Origin of the sequence: Serratia sp. NPDC078593 (assembly GCF_050268245.1) — a bacterium.
In the GTDB taxonomy this organism is placed as follows: Bacteria; Pseudomonadota; Gammaproteobacteria; order Enterobacterales; family Enterobacteriaceae; genus JBNNGK01.
Genome location: NZ_JBNNGK010000002.1, coordinates 387,997 through 406,245 on the forward strand (window position 1 = coordinate 387,997; position 18,249 = coordinate 406,245).

The following is an 18,249-nucleotide window of genomic DNA, read 5'->3' on the forward strand; positions in this document are numbered from 1 at the left end:
GCCATGAGTCAATTTGAGAACACGTCGATCGTATTGAATAGCCATCCCGCTGGTGCAGCCAGGCTGGAGAACTTCAGGGTTGAAAACAGCCGGGTGGATGAATTACGTCCCGGCGAATTTTTGATCGAAAACCAGTGGTTATCGATAGATCTCTACACCCGGCCACGACTCAATCAAAACACCCGCTATGTGAGCCCGATCAAGCTGGGCGAAGTGATTCAGGGGGAAACGATTGGCGAAGTCGTTGCTTCCAATAGCCCACAATTTAACATTGGTGACCGTGTTTTTACTTTCTCTGGCTGGCAAAAATATTACGTCGGTGATGCGCAAAACTTTACCGTCCATCGTTTACCCCCCACCTCATTGCCGCCTTCTGTTTTTCTTAGTGTGGTCGGCACGCCAGGGCGCTCGGCCTATTTTGGCTTGAACAAAATAGCGCAACCTAAATCGGGAGAGACATTGGTGGTTTCAGCAGCCTCTGGGTCGGTGGGGTCGGTGGTGGGGCAACTGGGTAAGCTGGCTGGCTGTCGCGTGGTGGGATTGGCGGGCAGCGATGAGAAATGCCGCTATGTGGTAGAGGAATTAGGCTTTGATGCGTGCCTGAACTACAAAACGGCCGATCTGAATCGGGATCTCCGTGCCGCATGCCCGCAGGGCATCGACATCTATTTTGAGAACGTTGGCGGTCGTATTTCGATGTTTGTTGCCAAATTGCTCAATGAAGGCGCGAGGGTTCCCATTTGTGGCAATGCGGCGTATTACAACCAAGGCACTCATGTGGATGCATCCAGCCCTGCCGATTTTTTCTCCTCTTTGCCTGATGCGCCCTTAAATCGTTTTTTTCTGGTGACCGAATGGTTCAAGGATTATGCCGAATCGGATGCTTTTCTTCTGGATGCACTAGAGAGAGGCAGTTTGAAATATCGAGAGACGATAACCGATGGGCTGGAGAATACCCCTCAGGCATTCATCGATTTACTGGATGGCAAGCATTTTGGTAAGCAGTTGATCAGATTGTAAATTTAAAACTACCGTACTCTGCTTATTGATAAGCCTGAATGGCGTTTAATCCGTTATGGCGCCATTCAGTTGATTGGAATTAACGATGAAACAGATGAAAAAAATAGCGTTATTACTGATTGTGTTACTGCTATTAGCCGTTTTTTTGTACTGGCTTCTTTATTGGCGCTATTTCCAAACCACGGATAATGCCTATTTACAGGCTGACATTACCCATATTAGTCCGCGCATCAGCGCGGTGGTGGTCAGCTCAACGATTCAGGACAATCATCGCGTAAAAAAAGGCGAAGTGTTAGCGCAACTGGACGACAGAGAGTTTGTGGTCGCGGTAAAAAAAGCCGACGCAACCTTGGCGCAAAGCCAGGCGGCATTAGCCAATGCGCAAGCCGGTTATCAAATGCAGATCAGCACGATAGATGAGTATCGCAGTGATGTCAGTTCGGCGGCAGCCAGTTTGTATAATGCGCGCCAACAGTACCTGCGCTTTCAGTCTTTACAGAAAAAAAACTATGTAGCGCAAGGTGATATGGATAATGCAACCTCAAGTTATAAAGTTGCTGAGGCAAAGTATACGCAAGCGCAGGCCCGTCTGAAAACGCAAAGCGATAAGCTTGCTGTGCAGCAAAGCGAGATTGAACAGAACAAAGCTAACGTGAATCAAGCACAGGCGAATTTGGAGCAGGCCAAATTAACACTGAGTTATACCCGGATTGTTGCCCCGATCGACGGTGTTATCAGTAACCGCAGTTTGCAGGTTGGTATGATGGTGCAAGCGGGGCAAGCGATTGCCAGTATTGTGTCCAGCAACACCCCGTGGATTAACGCTAATTTTAAAGAAACCCAAATGGCACGCATACATAAAGGATTACCCGTCTCGGTGTCTATCGATGCTTATCCGGGGAAAGCGTTTACCGCTAAGGTCGACAGTGTTTCTCCTGCCACCGGGGCAACGTTTGCATTGTTACCCCCAGATAATGCGACCGGAAATTTCACCAAGATCGTTCAACGTGTCCCAGTAAAAATTGTATTTGATCGCCCCGAGCTGCTTGATAGCGGCTTATCTGCGTCTGTTACCATCGACACCCGGGGTTAATTTTGTGCGTAAAATCGTCGATGTAACCTCGGCGTTAGCGGTTTGCCCGGTGAAAACCGGGTAAACCGGCGCGTTGCGCATGTCGAGCGCCGTCGGCTGTGACACGATTATCTTGATTTTGGCATCATCGCTGGCATCATTTTTTTCTTTCCCCCGCCAACTACTTTGCCGCCACGAAAATAGTGCTCATGTTACGCAGCCTGAGTTTGCGCATGGCGCTGTATTTCTGCGAAAAAATGGTCTTAGGATGCGTACCGCGCTTTTCGGCGATGCGCAGTAAACTGTCGCCGCGTAGCAGATTGAAGATGACGTCGCTTTCCGCAGGGCTAAGTTCGCGGGTTTTTTGTACTTTAATACCGCCGGGCGCTTTGCTGTCGAGCAGATTTTGCAACTTTTCTTGCAGTAAATAGAGCGGCTTGCGCGTGGAGACTAACTCAACGGAAATACCTAATACCGACAGCAGTTTCACCACCCGTTCATCTTCGTAAAACACCAGAATCCGCGTTTTGCTGCGATAGTGTTGATGCATGGCGACCAGGCTTTCTACCACGTTGACGCTTTGCTCGAGGTTTTGCGAGGTAAAAATCAGCGCAATGTCGTGTTTTATTATTTTTTCTGCTTTCGAGCCGCCGTGCATAAAGTCAGAAAACAGTCTCAGATCGTAATGGTCATAATGTTTCTTCAGCAGCATAGAAAGCCCGACATAGCTATATTTACACTCACTGATCACAAGGACATTGTTTTTAGGCATAATGGTTGCTACCAAAAATGAGTTAAAAAAATTCAGCTGCAAGAAGTGAGTTTAAATCCATGATGTTGGATTCCTTCCACAACTTTCCCTGTAGTGCGAAATAAGGCATTTCATCCAACCACTTTTTATGGTCAGCGGTTTCAACTCCTTCAACAATAACCTTGTAATTATTAAGGTGGAAAAAGCGCAATAGTGCGCGCATTAGCCCTTCGCCACCGGGTTTATTCATAAAATTCCACAGCAATAAACGATCAAGTTTCACAAAACGAAATTGGCTGTTATAAAGTGCAGAAAAACCGGCATAGCCTGAACCGAAATCATCCAGCCAGAATGAATAGCCGTTCAGCGAGGGATCGCCATGAACTCGATCTTTGACTAAACGCGTTGCATTTTCGCTAACTTCAAAATGAATACAGCGAATAGACTGAATTCTCTCCGCAAATTGGCGACTGGCGAGGGCGTTCAAGGTGTGATCATCGACATTGAGAGTGACGATAACCTGATTATCATTAAACCAAGATTGATATTTTTCTATCAGATTGACTTGTTCCAACAAAATCTCAATACGTATTGCACTGTCTGCATATTGGAAGAATTGTTCAGGAGAAAAGTGTGTGTATTCACTCTCGAAAGTGAAACGTGATAAACACTCGACGGCCAGCAGTTGCCCCGTTCTTCCAAACATCGGTTGGAAAACAAAGTAAATTCCATTATTTTTCGATCTAAAATAACTACTCATTTCCCAATCCTTCGATTGAATTTTAACTTCATGATTTTTTGTTGAAATTTAATTAATCATACGTGATATATAGGTAATATTCTTATTTGAAACGTTGTCTTGGACGATGACCACACTTCATAAAAAGGATGTTCGTCAGACAAGATGCATCAAAAACTAACGGTGAGTTATTAATTGTGCTTGGTTTATTTAATTAGTTGATTTTTGTTGGTTTTTTTCTGTTGTGTCTTGAGTCGATTTTAAAAACACAGATTATTCCCATTCCTTTGAATCGTCAATATCGATCGATGGTAATTCGGCGATAGTTTTTACCTATCAAGGGTGAGGATATGAATGTTATAAACGATTTAACAATAAGTTTCAGCGTGGTTTATATTTCGCCGGCAATGGATTCATCGGGGCTTCATTCCTGACAAGGAGTAGCATCGCTGAATGTACTTAATAGTTGTATTAATTCATCGAGAGTCTAAATATGAAAATCTCTAAATTTTCTGCTGTATTTGCATTGGCTGTAAGCACCGTAACTCTTTCGTCTTTTTCTGCACAAGCGGCTGACGGTACTATTACTTTTAACGGTAAAGTGACTGACCAAACTTGTACTATTAGTACCCCAGGCGGTAAAGACTTTACCGTTACTTTACCAACCGTTTCTGCTGCAACCTTGGCTACGCAAAGTGCAACTGCGGGGCGTACACCATTTGCTATTAATTTGACTCAGTGCTCTAAAGGTCAGGTTGCTACTTATTTCGAACCGGGTTCAACTGTAGATTTCAATACCGGTCGTTTGAATAACCAGGCACAGGCTGATGCAGCAACTAACGTGCAAATTCAACTGTTAGGTAGCAATAATCAGTTCCTGCCAATTCTGGCTGCCACCAATAATGGCGCGCAGGCTAACTCCCAATGGGTTACCGTTGCTAACGAAGGTGATTCTGCCGATCTGAATTACTACGCAGAATATTATGCGACGGCTGCTGCTGGCGCAGGTGATGTAACGACTAACGTGCAATACACCATCATCTACCAATAAGCCATATTCTGAACTGTGGCGGGGAATTTCCCCGCCAATATTCCCTACCTCAGTGATAAAAAATGAAAATGTCATTTAAAAAATACAGTGTATTGCTGATCGCCGTGCTATTTAGCAGCAGCGCTTTTTCCAGCATTATTATTAACGGTACGCGTATTATTTATCCGGGAAAACAGCGGGAAGTCACCGTCCAATTAACCAATAACGGCCAATCGCCCGCATTGGTTCAATCGTGGATCGATGAAGGTAATCCGGAAACTACGCCGGAAAATAGCAAAGCTCCTTTTATTTTAACACCGCCGATCAGCCGCGTTGAGCCGAAAACCGGCCAAGCGTTGCGTGTGTCGTTGACCAGTACGTCGTTGCCACAGCACAAAGAATCCCTGTTTTGGTTGAACGTGCTGGAAATTCCGCCAGCGCCGACCGGAGCGCAAGGTAAAGTGCCGGAAAACTTCCTGCAAGTGGCGTTCCGCACACGTGTGAAGCTGATTTATCGCCCAACAGGGTTGGATGGCGAGGCCAATGATGCCCCGGAAAAACTGCAATGGCGCTTTAGCGGCGCGGGCGTTAGCGTCAAAAATCCAACGCCATTTTATGTGTCATTTACCGAAATCAATGCGCTGGTGAATCAGAAGAAGGTGCCTTTAGCACCGCATGGCGACATGTTGGCTCCCGGTGAAGAAAAAACGCTGGCCTTTTCCGGTAATCATACCGGTATCGCCGATATTGAGTTCACCACCATCAATGATTTTGGCGGCCGTGTTACACGTTCTAAAAATAAACAAAAGTAACTCTTGCAATAGAGCCTCAGGACCCGCTGCATCAGCGGACGGCGGAATGCGTTAAATTTGGTAAAGGAATGCTTAAATATGAAAGAGTTGCCTCTATCAGCCGCCGTGAAGTCGGCATGTTTCAGTTATCTTCCCTTGGTCTTTCAAGCGGTAACCTTGTTGGCGACGCCGATGTTGGCGCGCGCGGCAGCGCCGGCAAACGCCGAGAGACCGGGGGCGCCCGTTGAAGCCACTTTTAATAGCAACTTTTTAATCGGGGGGGCACAAAGCGTCGATCTTTCACGCTTTCGTGATGGTAACCCGGTTCTGGCCGGTAAATATCTGTTGGATATTTATGTTAACGGCGAGTGGAAAGGCGAAAAACACCTTGAGTTTCATAACGTGCCGGGAAAAAACAGTGCAGAAACCTGTTTCTCGCTGCTGGCATTGAACGAATTTGGCGTTGATACCGAAGCGATGAGCCGCGATCCCGCGATAACCCCCGCGACTTGCCAATCGCTTGGGCAGTGGATACCTGAAGCGTATTACCGTTTTGACAACAGTACCCTGCGCCTGGATATCAGTATTCCGCAGGCGGCGTTACGCCGTAGTGCACGAGGATATGTCGACCCAAAATTTTGGGATCGTGGTATTACGGCTGGCAGCCTGTCCTACAATCTCAACGCGTTTAACACGCACAGCACCAGCGGTAGCAATACGCAAGATTCAACCAATGCCTATTTGACGCTTAACGCCGGGGTGAATGTTGCCGGTTGGCAGTTGCGTCATGATTCCAATGTTAACTGGCGTTCGAAGGAAAGTACCCATTGGCAGAACACCGCCACCTACGCCCAGCGCGCGCTGCCTTCCGTACGCGGCATATTGACGTTGGGGGATGCTTACACCAGCGGCGATTTCTTTGATTCTATCGGTTTTCGCGGTGCGCAAATCGCGACTGACGACCGGATGTTGCCCGACTCGTTAAATGGCTATGCTCCCGTGGTGCGCGGTGTGGCGCAGAGTAACGCGTTGGTAGAAATTCGGCAGAACGACCAACTGATTTATCAAACCACGGTGGCCCCCGGTGAGTTTGTCATTAACGATTTATATCCGACCGGTTACGGCGGTGATTTGAATGTGACGGTTAACGAGGCCGATGGCAGCAAGCGCCAGTTCAGTGTGCCTTATTCGTCGGTGGCGCAAATGCTGCGTCCGGGAATTTCACGTTATGCGTTAACGGCAGGCCGAGTACGCGATGATAATTTGAGCAAGAAACCGGAAATGTTCCAGGCGACTTATCAGCGCGGGTTTACCAATATCGTTACCGGTTATACCGGCGTCACGGTGAGCGATGGATACAGTGCCGCGCTACTCGGTAGCGCGGTAGCTACGCCGGTGGGGGCCTTTGCGCTGGACGTAACGCAAGCGAATACCCGTCTGAAACAGGGCAGTTTGTCCGGGCAGAGTTACAAACTCAGCTACAGCAAACTGATGACCGAAACGAATACTAACTTCACCATTGCGGCTTACCGCTATTCCACTTCCGGTTATTTATCACTGCGTGATGCGCTGTATTCGCGTGATAACGAGCGTAAAGGTCTGAGCGCTGATGCGGTAAATCGTCAGCGGAGTGAATACCAACTCACCTTGAATCAGGGGTTGGGTGAGCGTTTGGGATCGCTATATATCACCGGTTCTGTGCGTGATTACTGGAACCGGAGCGGCACGACCAAGCAGTATCAGGTGGGGTACAACAATTTCTTTGGCCGTGTGACTTATGGGCTTTCTGCCATGCGTACCAGCGATGCCAATAATCACGACGAGACGCGTTATTACCTGAACCTTTCCGTGCCATTCAGCGTCGGCTCACAAACCTTGAGCCTGAACAGTTCGCTGGGCTATAGCGGTAAAGATTACGACAGTAGCCGCATTGGTGTTAACGGCTCGACCGGGGAAGACAACAACATCAGTTACAGCGCAACGCTGGCTAACGATCGCACCGGGGGCACCAATACCAGCGTCAACGGCGAATATCGTAGCCGTTTCTCTACGCTGAATGGTTCATACAGCTATGGCAAAGACTACCGTCAATCCTCGCTTGGGGCATCGGGCAGCATTGTGGCCCACAGCGGAGGTGTCACCATGACGCCACAGCGCGGGCAAACCATGGTACTGGTCGAAGCGCCAGATGCGGCCGGTGCCATTGTCACCAATTCGCCGGGGGTGCGCATTGATAATAACGGTTATGCGGTGGTGCCTTATGTGGCGCCATACCGTATGACTAACGTAACGCTCGATCCTAGTGGTATGTCGCGCGATGTTGAGTTGGAAAGCAGCAGCCAGCAGGTTGCACCGTATGCCGGAGCCATTGCCAAGCTGACGTTTAAAACCACTAAAGGTCAGGTCGTCATCATTCATGCGCTGGGGCCTGATGGCAATGCGTTGCCGTTTGGTGCCGATGTCCTGGATTCGCGTCAGCAGACGATTGGGTTTGTTGGCCAAGGTAGCCGCATTTACCTGCGTACCGAGATGATGAACGGCGTATTGCAGGTGAAGTGGGGAACGTTGCCAACACAGCAATGTACTGTCAATTACAGTGCGAAACCGCAAAACGGCAGTGATTACGTGATTAATGAGGCGAGTTGCAAATGATCAAGTTAACGCGAGTTTTTCCGCTGAATAAGACCGCAAAACGCCTGGCTCTATTCGGTCTGTTGATGGTGTCTGGGCAGACGGCGTTTGCCGCCTGTTACGTCAATAACGGTTATCGGGCGCAGGTGATTAACATGAAGTTGGGGCGGGTATTGGTCACCCCCGACAAACAGGTAGGGGATACGCTGGTAACAGGCCAGTTCCCGATCAATGCCGTGAGCAGTATCGGTCGCTGTTATAACGGTGGTTCGGCAATTGGCACCATTATGCAGGGGAGCCGCACTAATTTTACCAATGTATGGAGCACCAATATCCCGGGGATCGGTATTCGCCTTTATCGTGAAGCTGGGTCAGTGAGTAACTACTATCCGCATACCTTGGCACTGCGTGGCAACACGACCGTCAACCTTAATGGCGGTTATTTCAAGATCGACATTGTTAAAACGGCGGCGCAAACCGGCACCGGGCAACTGACCACTGGGCTGTATACCAATTACTATATGAATGGATCCGGCCCAGGGCTACCTTTGTTGCAATCGATAGTGGATGCTAACAGCCTGACGATCGTCACCTCGACGTGTAACGTGGAGGCCGGCTCTAAGAATAAAGTGGTCGATTTAGACACGGTGACCGCCGCATCATTTGGTGGCGTGGGATCGACGCAGGGTGAAAAAGCGTTCGATATCCGGATTAACTGCGTGGGAGGTGTCGGGGAAGATTTGCTGCCGGGTAATACTGGGCAGGGGATTGTGAACGTGCGCTTCAATTACGATCAGGATGCGTCAAATGCGCCAGGGGTGCTTAAATCGCAACCGGGGGCCAATGTGGCTTCGGGGGTTGGTGTACAGTTACTGACGGGCAATACCACACAGCCGATTAAAAATGGTGAAGCGGTGTACGCCGGGCGAACGGTAGCGAATCAGGCCAATACTCTTACGCTGCCTTTAAAGGCGCGCTATTACCGAACGGGAACGACCGTCAAAGGCGGTAACATTAAATCGATGGCGACGTTTACTATCGAGTACAACTGACGGCGCAGCATGCCTTTGGCCAATTTTGTGATGGAATTGGCCACTCAGATTGCGCTCCCTCCCTCCGGATATCAGACGGCATTCGCTGATACGCCTGTTCTGCATTACGCGCGGTTAACCGCGCTTATCCCAACCAACTCATCGCGTTGCAGCAAAATTGGCTTGTTCGCAGCGGTGAACCCGATCAATGTTGACCGATCCAAGGATGACACTTGCCGTTAGCGCATTTTTTAGCCGACAGTAATGGCAGATTAGCGGAATCGTGATGAGGTTGATGCATTGGCGCGAGCGAGTGTGACGCCGTATCGGTTACCTCCCAACGCGTCATGCGGCGATAGACAGCAGGTGTTTTACCGAACTGCTTTTTAAACGCGCGTGAAAATGAAGGCTGGGAATCAAAATGGTATTGCAGCGCGATGTCCAGAATCGAGCGAGGGGTGGCGCGTAATGCCTGCGCGGCTTTGGACAAACGGCGTTCGCGAATGTAACTGCCTAAGGCATGTCCAGTGGTGCTGCGGAACATGCGTTGCAGATGCCATTTGGAGTAGCCTGATTTCGCCGCTACGTTATCTAATAACAAGGGTTGATCCAGATGGGTTTCAATCCAATCGAGCAAATCGTGAATGATGTTGGCGTGATCCATTATTTACATTCTCCCGCAGATACGGCATTCAAATCGCAGTAGATAACGCTAATTATCCAAGTTCGTTCTTTGATAATAGGGGGCTAATTGTGATTATGCAAGAGCAAACTTGGTAAATGATGGTGGCGAAAAATGCTCCGCTCGCGGCAGGGAAATAAAACAGCGGTGCAGGCAATCAAAAGGAAAAAGGATCCAACCTCTTAACCATGAACTACAGTTTTGAATAATCTACAGACAAACTGGAGGGGGATTGAGGTTGGCGAACATTTTGGTTAGATATTTGACTATCAAAGCGGCAGCCAGAAGAGATAAAAAGAGGAATATTCAGTAATACACATTGTTTGTAGAAGCCTACAAACGCGTATGGGCTCTGCGGAAGGACGCCGAACGTATCGAATCAATAGGACTGGAAAAACATTAAAGCGATAGCCCGTTTTAAGTTAACCACGACATTCTTTCGGATAGCTAATAATGAATGATTCAACGCAGCATCATTGTAAGGTGGTATCAGATCAACAGTGGTCGCTAAGCTCGTTTACAGAATTCTATGAGCGTGTTTTGGGTCCTCGGCTCTACAAGCCGTACGGAGAACTCCTTGTCAGGGAGATTCGAAACGATATCGACATGGCGGCACCGCCGACTCGTATCCTTGAGGTGGCTTGCGGGACGGGTCGTATCACCACTTACCTCTACAATAACCTGGCCAAACCCCTCAACATCCAGCTTATCGCTACTGATTTGTCGAAGATCGCGATCGATGTGGCTCAAAGCGTGCTTAGTGACGATCTTGTACGTAATGTTACCTTCCAGGCAGACGTGGATATGGCGGACATGCCCTTCGCAGACGACAGTTTCGATATGATCGTTTGTGGTTTTGGACTGATGTTTCCGCCCGACAAGGCTCGGGTGGCGCGTGAGTTTAAACGGGTGCTGCGCCCCGGTGGGACAATCTACGGCACCGTTTTTCAGTACAATGAGTTGTTTGATTTGGCACGACGCGAATCGCAAAAGCTCTTTGGAACACCTTCTGCGATCATGGATGCGGCTCTTAGCCTGAGTGACCACGCCCCCATCACTCGCGCTTTCGCCCTCGAGGGGCTTTGCCAACGTGTCGATGACATTGTGACGTTGCATCCTCTTTTGTTTCATCTTAACGACGATGACACGCGCGAATTCCTGTTCAATGCCTGCATTCTGTTAGAAGAGTTCAACCAATGTGATAGCCCCACCCGAGAGGCGCTGCTGGATGTGATGCTGCATGAGTTTCACGCGCAAGTACCTGATAGAAATTATCAGGTAAAAGCCTGGCTTGTGCGTGGGCAGGTGGATAAGGAAATCAAAGCGTCTGCCAGACCAAGCCCACCGCCAGAGTTCTCAGAACTTAGCGCGTTTTATCAATTTTCACCGGAAACGTTCGTGAACCGCGAAGATTGGCCGTGCTTGCTACAGAATTCTCCGCAGTTGCAGTGTTACCAAACAATGCGGCAATCATTTCTCGCGGAACATCCCGCGTACGCGGAGGACAAGGTAGAAGCACTTCGGCAAAGCAACTTCTCGCGTTTGGATGCTAACCGGATGATTTACCTGGATCATGTTGGTGGGACCTTGGCACCGCACTGCCTTATTGAAGAGGATTATCAGATGCTCAAGAGCACCATCTTCGGTAATCCGCATAGTGGATCTCAGTCTTCGAAAGAAACTTATGAGCAGGCGAGGCAGGCAATTTATCGTTTCTTTCAGTGTTCACCGGACGAGTATGAAATAATATTTACCGCCAACGCCAGCAGCGCCATTCGGCTGGTCGCGGAGTCTTTTCCTTTCGAGAGTGGCTCGGAGGTCCTGCTCACTAAGGACAACCATACCTCAGTCCACGGGCTCCGGGAATATGCCAAAGCCAAAGATGCCTTGGTGAAATATATTCCCCTCGACCAAAACCTCGAGATTCTTGACAGCGCAATGCAACGCGCGTTAGACAATTTGGCCTCTGGCTATATGCACCTGCTGGCGTATCCTGCGCAGTCTAATGCGACAGGCATCAAACATGATTTGAAATGGATTCAGGCCGCACAAAAGCGGGGCGCGATGGTGCTGTTGGATGCCGCGGCGTTTGTTCCGCAGTCCCGACTGGATTACTCCGTTCATCGGCCGGACTTCGTTGCGATCTCCTTTTACAAGATGTTCGGCTATCCGACGGGCTCCGGATGCCTTATCGCCAAAAGGTCCTCGCTGCGTAAGCTGACTCCTCACTCATTTGCCGGTGGCGCAGTATGTTACTACTCGGGCCCGTGGTCCCCCACTGAGCGGTTGTTGTACCATGATGATGGTCGGCGATTCGAGGTCGGCACACCAAACTACGCATCATTTTATGCGATCGCCCAAGGATTTCAGTTCCTTTCTCGCTGGGGGCTGGAGGAGATCAGGGTAAGTTCAACCGCACTGGCCAGATGGCTTGAGCTAAAACTGTCAGAACTTCGCCATAGCACGATGCTTGAAACCCCACTTTGTCAGGTGTATGGGCTGTCGGTTGAGAAAAAAGGGGCAACAGTCATGCTGAACTTTTTCGATTGCTATAACGCTATCTTTCCACATGATCTCGTGAAGCGAGTTTTAGAACGCTTTGGCATCATCGTGCGTAACGGATGTTTCTGCAATCTGGGAGCGGTTCAGCAAGCGACATATACCACCGCCGGTGTGGAGCACTGTGAGCTTGATAAGACGGAAAAGATCCTTGACTGCAAAGCCTTCGATGACAAGATTCTCAACAAAGGGAATTGTGGGGCGATTCGTGTTTCTTTTGGTCTCGGCTCAAACTTCCGCGATGTTTACTGCTTTTACCTCTGTGCAAAGGGGCTGTTGAATACAGAGGCGGCAGGGCTTGAGGCCGCGTTGTAGTGGATGACTCGTTCAAGGCAGACCATTGCTTTCCATTCATCGCCGCTAAAACGGGGAGCGATTGATTCAATGAACCCGATCGCCAATCGGAAATGCCTCCTGCGCACAGAACGAATCTCTTAATCTACAACGCGTTCCCAATAAAATGCATAAAAAATGCCGCTCAGTCTACACTGAGCGGCATTAAGCAGACGGCGGTTTGAGAGGCTAAAACCTAGAGGGCTTCTGGTTTGACCTCGATGTAATTGAGTTGCAGTACATCGCTGGTGTAACGACGGATCTTATTGGTCATTTCCACGTTACCGTTCAGTTTAGTGCCATAAGATGGAACAATTTCTTTTAGCTTCGCCTGCCATTCTGGTGTGGCAAGTTTATCTTTAAATACTTTTTCCATCAGGTGGAGCATGATCGGCGCGGCGGTAGAGGCACCTGGCGAAGCACCGAGCAGAGCAGCAATGCTGCCATCCTGCGAACTGACCACTTCCGTACCGAATTGCAGTACACCGCCTTTTTCTGCGTCTTTCTTAATGATCTGAACGCGTTGACCGGCTTGCCACAGCGTCCAGTCTTGCTGATTAGCGTCTGGGTAATATTCTTTCAGTGCCGCAAAACGATCGTCTTCGCTCATCATCAACTGACCGAGCAGATACTTCACTAGATCGAAGTTATCCATCCCAACGTGGGTCATTGGCATCAGGTTCGAGGTGTTCATCGACATCACCAGATCAAACAATGAACCGTTTTTCAGGAATTTGCTAGAGAACGTGGCGAAGGGGCCGAACAGCAGTACGCGTTTGCCGTCCAACATGCGGGTGTCCAGATGCGGCACCGACATTGGCGGTGAACCGACGCTGGCCAAACCGTAAACTTTTGCCAGGTGTTGATTGGCTACGTCAGGATTGCTGGCGACTAGGAACTGGCCGCCAACCGGGAAGCCACCATAGCCGTCGGCTTCAGGAATGCCCGACTTTTGCAGCAGATGCAGTGCGGCACCGCCGGCACCAATAAAGACGAACTTGGCATTAACGGTAGTTTCTTTCTCGTCGTTATTGAGATCGGCAACGGTTACGGCCCACGAGTTGTCAGGATTGCGTTTGATATCGCGTACTTCATGACCCAAGCTAAGGGTGAAGTTCTTGTCTTTTGACAGAGAATTCACCAATTGGTTAGTGATCACGCCGAAATTGACATCGGTGCCGAGTGGCATACGGGTTGCGGCAATTTTCTGAGCGGGATCGCGGCCATTCATTGCCAGCGGTGCCCATTGTTTGATTTGCTCAGGATCTTCAGAGTATTCCATGCCACGGAATAGGGTGCTGTGTTGCAGTGCAGCATAGCGTTTGCGCAGGAAATTGATGTTGCCATCACCCCAAACAAAGCTCATGTGCGGCACATTGTTAATAAACGATTTTGGCTCGCCGAGGACGTTATTCTTGACCTGATACGCCCAGAACTGACGGGAAATCTCGAAGGATTCGTTGACGACGACGGCTTTGCTGATGTCAATCGTGCCGTCTTTTTTTTCCGGCGTATAGTTCATTTCGCAAAATGCTGAGTGGCCGGTGCCGGCATTATTCCAGCCGTTGGAGCTTTCTTCTGCGACGCCATTCATGCGTTCAACCATCTCGATGGTCCAGTTGGGCTCCAACTCACGAAGATAGGTTCCCAGCGTAGCGCTCATGATACCGCCACCGATGAGTACCACATCAACGTTTTTTTGTTCTGCCGCGATGGTGTGTTGGCTGAGGCCAAACAGATTAAGACAGAAAAACAGGACGAGTAATTTTCTCATTACATTAAATCTCTTGTGTGTAAATTCTACTCATTTGCAGGTGAAAGAATTTATCGGGAATTACCCTGAAATAAGTGAAATAGCGATGAATTCCGGCGGTCGAAATAGCGAATAAACCTTTTTTGTTAATAGGGTGGTTAACAAAAAGTAGTCTGTACCCATCATGCTTGACGTGGTTGCAGGGCTAGCCATCACCCTTTATCCCGGTTGCACAGCAACGCGTTGCTTGCGGGAAAATCCAGATGTTGCCTTACTGCAATGTCTATTGTTGGGAACTATTTGCCACGATGCTGGAGATTAATTGTGCAATTCACGTTTACTGAAGACGTATTATTGTTTGCTGAAATGTTAAAAACTACTTTTGTAACTAAATAAAGTGTTAATTTAACAGAAACTATACCCAAGATAATTCGAGTTGCTTGTTAGCGGCAACTGAATGAATCCCTGAGAGTAAAGGTGACTCTGTGACGAGGGAGAAAAAAGGCAGCCAATACCCAAGCAACGTGAAGTATGAAGGGGATATAGGGTTATTTGAATGGCGTTGAACTATTTAACAGCTCGTTTTTACCGAACGCAATACTGTTTTGGATGCAAATAGCCAAGTGAATAGGATCACTCTATATATTCCTGTTTAATGACCCCATCTCAGATGCTTGTAAAGCAACAGGGTTGCAGGTAACACGGCTAAATACCGGTAATGGCCGACGAACAGCGTCGCTGAGGGCATTGGTGCAGGGGGGCGCGATGGGGCGGCGTGATGATAAACCACAACAGCCCGCTATACCCTAAATAATGCGAATTGCAGGAAGGCGGCAAGCAAGTGAACCCCGATGAGCTGACTCTGGTAAGTGATTCGGGTGAACAAGCGCAGCCAACACACAGGCAACTTGAAGATTAACGGGTATATACGCGGGCCGAAGCGAGACGCCATTACTTGCGGGTAATAATTTTGCCCAGCACAAATCCTGCACCGGCAGCAATCAAGAGCGCAGCCAGCGGGGATGATTTAGTGTGATCTTTGACTGACTCAATCATGTCGTCCACGGTATACGCGCCGCGCGCGAGTTGTTTGCGCACTTTACCTTTAAACTCATGCTCAGGCTGGTCAAAGGTCTTGCCAAGCTGCTCCTGCCCTGCGCCGATGGCCTCGTCAATTTTGTCATTAGCCTTATCGAACATATTGCCTCCTTGGTTGAAATCAGCCTTTAACAGGCACAGTTTTAAAGGTAGTTGAGATTGCTGCATCGTGCATGAGTAAAATGTATTCAAGTATTGCGAAGCTGACGGTATTTTTAGCTTAATCAGTATGTTTGAGCAGAAGATGTTCTAAAACTTGGCGATAACGCTGTAACACAATGGGATCGGACTCTGTTTCTAACTTATTAATTAGCCGTGCTACTAACGTTTTTTGAGAAACCGGTTGCCCATCACGTATCATTTCTTGCACTACTATCGATAAGGTTTCCGACCCCGTGCTGATGCCGCTTGCCGCGACATTGAAGTAATCAGTGATATCTTTGGCTGTTTGTTGAGCGCGGTTGTGCATGATCGTTCTCCAGAATGGGTGAGTCTTCACACGCCGTAGTGAGAAACGAGCCGAAGCGGCAAAGAGAAATAAAGCCGCGGGCGGCAGAAAGGGATAATGCCCCCCAGCGGCGATGCAACGGCATCTTTCGCGATCAGGATGTGGCAATCCTTGCAATAAACTTATACATCAATTCATCATTTGTACAATATTTAGGGCGTATTTAATGCGATGAGTGGCGCTCACTAGCGGGTTTACGCACTCTAGGCTGGCGTTTGCTGGCCGTGTTGCTGCGGTATATCAACACCAAGGCTATCGCCAGACAGGCCAGTGCCAAAGCGCGATGGGCTGAGAAGGGGATTTGATCGTTGCCCAGCCAGCCAAAACTGTCGATGAGGACGCTCATGGTTAATTGGCCAAAAATGGCCGCCACGGTTGCGGCTGCCGTGCCGACCCGCTGTACCGCCACCACCATGATGATAATGTAAGGCACGCCGAACATTGCCCCCAGTAATTGCCACTTTGGTACGCTGAGCAGGGTGGCGCTCATGGGTTCCGCGAAGAACAAAATTAGCAAGGCGGTGACCACTGCACCCAGGAAAAAGGTCAGGAAGGCGCTTTTTAACACCCCCACGTTTTGCCCCAATCGTCCATTAATCGCCGCCTGCATGCTTAATACGGCCCCCGCTAATACTGCCAAAATAATCATTATCAGAGTCATACATTACCACCTGCAATCAATGCTAACGCCGCGAGGATGAACACCAAGGCCAGCGTTCGTTTAGCGTCTACCCGACGTGCCGTCGAGCCAAACCAACCAAAATGATCGATCAGCAGGCTTTTGCCCACTTGCCCAGCCAAAATCGCGATCATGGTCATTGCGATACCAATAGTCGGGGTGGCTAACGTCAATACCACCACGTACATCGGCCCCAGGATGCCGCCCAACAACTGCCAACCAGGTTGTGCCAGATAGCTGGGTGCCGAGCGAGGGCTAAAGAAAATAACCAGTAACAGAGAAAGCACCGCGCCGACGCCGAAAATGCTGAACGTCGCCCATAAATGACCGACTTCACTGCCTAACGGCCCAAGTAGCCCGGCCTCCAGCGAAAGCCCCATACCGCCCAATACCACCAGCGCGATCGGTAAAATATTCATCATTGCTGCTCCAAAAAATCCAGTCGCACACTCTAGGTTGTTGCAGTGCTGCGAAAAACAGCATAATAATAGAAACACCTTTGCGAGATTTGCACAGATGGAAAATTTGCAGCAGATTACTATTCGAACGTTAAAATTGTTCGTAGCCGTTATTGAGTTGGGTAATTTCTCGGAAGTGGCGCGCCGTGCAGGGATAGCGGCATCATCGGTATCACGCGTGGTGCAGCAGCTGGAAAATGCGTTGCAGACGCAACTGCTTTATCGCAATACGCGAGCGGTGGTACCGACCGAAGCGGGGCGGTTATTTGCCCGTTATGCGCGTTCGGTGCTTGATAATATCAACGAAGCGCAGGCGGAATTGCAAGAGCGGGAGCGTGAGCCCAGCGGGGTAGTGCGGCTCAATGCGCCCGTGGTATTTGGTCAACGGCATATTGCGCCGTGGCTAAGTGAACTGGCGGCACGCTTTCCAGCATTAAATATTGAACTGGTACAAACCGATGATTTTATCGATCCCCATCGTGATGCCACCGATCTGATCTTTCGTATTGGTGTACTTAATGATTCAAACTTCCATGCGCGGGTATTTGCCAGCCCCAAATTTTATTTGGCAGCAAGCCCGGCTTATCTGGCGCGTTCGCCGGCGCTGCGGCAGCCGAGCGATCTGAACCAGCATAATTGCTTAGTGTATCGCGGCTTTACCGGTGCGCAGCGCTGGTTTTTCCTCGATCGAGATAACCGCTGGCAACCTTACTCTTTCAGCGGTTCGTTAGTTTCTAATAATGCGGAAACCTTAGTGACCGCCGCATTAAATGGGATGGGATTGGTGGTGTTTCCCGATTGGTTGATTGGTGAGGCGCTGAAAAGGGGAGCGTTAGTGCATGCCTTACCGGATTATGCGGTATCCACCACGCTAGAACCTCAGGCGATTGCCGCGATTTACCCGAATGCACGCCGACCGCCGCTAAAAGTGCGCGCGGTGATCGACTTCTTCGTTGAGAAATATGGTTCGCCGGTGTATTGGCAGTATGAATGATAGACGGTGCGGAATAACGTGGTGGCGGCGGGAATGGCTGATAAATCCAGATATCCCGGCGCTTAGCGCAAATCTTCACCGAAACTTCGCACGATCTCTGTGTTGCGTTATGGCATAATG

At 49.3% G+C, this 18,249-nt stretch carries 16 protein-coding genes; 8 read left to right on the forward strand and 8 right to left on the reverse strand.

Annotated features, from left to right (window positions below; all coding sequences use genetic code 11):
* Window positions 1-3 precede the first annotated feature (3 nt).
* Both ACQKDS_RS03915 and ACQKDS_RS03920 read left to right on the forward strand, forming a co-directional pair.
* Window positions 4-1,020, forward strand: coding sequence for an NADP-dependent oxidoreductase (locus ACQKDS_RS03915; protein WP_399666072.1), 1,017 nt, complete (start codon window positions 4-6; stop codon window positions 1,018-1,020).
* Between the two features lie 85 nt (window positions 1,021-1,105).
* The gene (locus ACQKDS_RS03920; RefSeq protein WP_399666074.1) at window positions 1,106-2,113 is read left to right on the forward strand and encodes an HlyD family secretion protein; all 1,008 of its coding nucleotides are present in this window, start codon (window positions 1,106-1,108) and stop codon (window positions 2,111-2,113) included.
* 160 nt (window positions 2,114-2,273) lie between these two features.
* Here the strand turns inward: ACQKDS_RS03920 and ACQKDS_RS03925 are convergent, their stop codons facing one another.
* Both ACQKDS_RS03925 and ACQKDS_RS03930 read right to left on the reverse strand, forming a co-directional pair.
* Window positions 2,274-2,864 (reverse strand): helix-turn-helix transcriptional regulator, encoded by a 591-nt coding sequence (locus ACQKDS_RS03925; RefSeq protein WP_399666076.1) that lies wholly within the window; start codon window positions 2,862-2,864, stop codon window positions 2,274-2,276.
* A gap of 22 nt (window positions 2,865-2,886) precedes the next feature.
* Entirely contained in the window at window positions 2,887-3,603 is a 717-nt protein-coding gene (locus ACQKDS_RS03930; RefSeq protein ID WP_399666079.1) for an EAL domain-containing protein, read from the reverse strand.
* A gap of 472 nt (window positions 3,604-4,075) precedes the next feature.
* Between ACQKDS_RS03930 and ACQKDS_RS03935 the strand changes: the two genes are divergently transcribed.
* The 4 genes from ACQKDS_RS03935 (at window position 4,076) to ACQKDS_RS03950 (ending at window position 9,086) form a co-directional block, all read left to right on the forward strand.
* Complete coding sequence (locus tag ACQKDS_RS03935; protein ID WP_399666081.1) at window positions 4,076-4,633, forward strand: fimbrial protein; 558 nt, start codon at window positions 4,076-4,078, stop codon at window positions 4,631-4,633.
* 62 nt (window positions 4,634-4,695) lie between these two features.
* Window positions 4,696-5,424, forward strand: a complete 729-nt coding sequence (locus ACQKDS_RS03940; protein WP_399666084.1) for a molecular chaperone — start codon at window positions 4,696-4,698, stop codon at window positions 5,422-5,424.
* A gap of 78 nt (window positions 5,425-5,502) precedes the next feature.
* Complete coding sequence (locus ACQKDS_RS03945; protein WP_399666087.1) at window positions 5,503-8,055, forward strand: fimbria/pilus outer membrane usher protein; 2,553 nt, start codon at window positions 5,503-5,505, stop codon at window positions 8,053-8,055.
* Window positions 8,052-9,086 carry a fimbrial protein gene (locus ACQKDS_RS03950; protein WP_399666090.1) on the forward strand — a complete coding sequence of 345 codons (1,035 nt, stop codon included), beginning with the start codon at window positions 8,052-8,054 and terminating at the stop codon, window positions 9,084-9,086. The genes ACQKDS_RS03945 and ACQKDS_RS03950 overlap by 4 nt, the downstream gene beginning before the upstream one ends.
* 184 nt (window positions 9,087-9,270) lie before the next feature.
* Here the strand turns inward: ACQKDS_RS03950 and ACQKDS_RS03955 are convergent, their stop codons facing one another.
* Entirely contained in the window at window positions 9,271-9,729 is a 459-nt protein-coding gene (locus tag ACQKDS_RS03955) for a helix-turn-helix domain-containing protein (RefSeq protein WP_399666093.1), read from the reverse strand.
* Between the two features lie 471 nt (window positions 9,730-10,200).
* On the opposite strand from ACQKDS_RS03955, the gene ACQKDS_RS03960 reads away from it, so the two are divergent.
* Window positions 10,201-12,621 carry an aminotransferase class V-fold PLP-dependent enzyme gene (locus tag ACQKDS_RS03960; protein ID WP_399666096.1) on the forward strand — a complete coding sequence of 807 codons (2,421 nt, stop codon included), beginning with the start codon at window positions 10,201-10,203 and terminating at the stop codon, window positions 12,619-12,621.
* A gap of 214 nt (window positions 12,622-12,835) precedes the next feature.
* Here ACQKDS_RS03960 and ACQKDS_RS03965 read toward each other — a convergent pair whose 3' ends face one another.
* From ACQKDS_RS03965 to ACQKDS_RS03985, 5 genes are all read right to left on the reverse strand, one after another.
* Window positions 12,836-14,413, reverse strand: a complete 1,578-nt coding sequence (locus tag ACQKDS_RS03965; RefSeq protein ID WP_399666098.1) for a malate:quinone oxidoreductase — start codon at window positions 14,411-14,413, stop codon at window positions 12,836-12,838.
* 930 nt (window positions 14,414-15,343) lie between these two features.
* The gene (locus ACQKDS_RS03970) at window positions 15,344-15,592 is read right to left on the reverse strand and encodes a CsbD family protein (protein WP_399666101.1); all 249 of its coding nucleotides are present in this window, start codon (window positions 15,590-15,592) and stop codon (window positions 15,344-15,346) included.
* 118 nt (window positions 15,593-15,710) lie between these two features.
* Window positions 15,711-15,959, reverse strand: coding sequence for a biofilm development regulator YmgB/AriR family protein (locus ACQKDS_RS03975; protein ID WP_399666104.1), 249 nt, complete (start codon window positions 15,957-15,959; stop codon window positions 15,711-15,713).
* 202 nt (window positions 15,960-16,161) lie between these two features.
* Window positions 16,162-16,659 carry a DMT family transporter gene (locus tag ACQKDS_RS03980; protein ID WP_399666107.1) on the reverse strand — a complete coding sequence of 166 codons (498 nt, stop codon included), beginning with the start codon at window positions 16,657-16,659 and terminating at the stop codon, window positions 16,162-16,164.
* On the reverse strand, window positions 16,656-17,096 hold the full coding sequence (locus ACQKDS_RS03985; RefSeq protein ID WP_399666245.1) for a DMT family transporter: 441 nt from the start codon (window positions 17,094-17,096) through the stop codon (window positions 16,656-16,658). The genes ACQKDS_RS03980 and ACQKDS_RS03985 overlap by 4 nt, the downstream gene beginning before the upstream one ends.
* 97 nt (window positions 17,097-17,193) lie before the next feature.
* Here ACQKDS_RS03985 and ACQKDS_RS03990 point away from each other — a divergent pair, with 97 nt between their 5' ends.
* Window positions 17,194-18,129, forward strand: coding sequence for a LysR family transcriptional regulator (locus ACQKDS_RS03990; RefSeq protein ID WP_399666110.1), 936 nt, complete (start codon window positions 17,194-17,196; stop codon window positions 18,127-18,129).
* The last annotated feature ends 120 nt before the right edge of the window (window positions 18,130-18,249 follow it).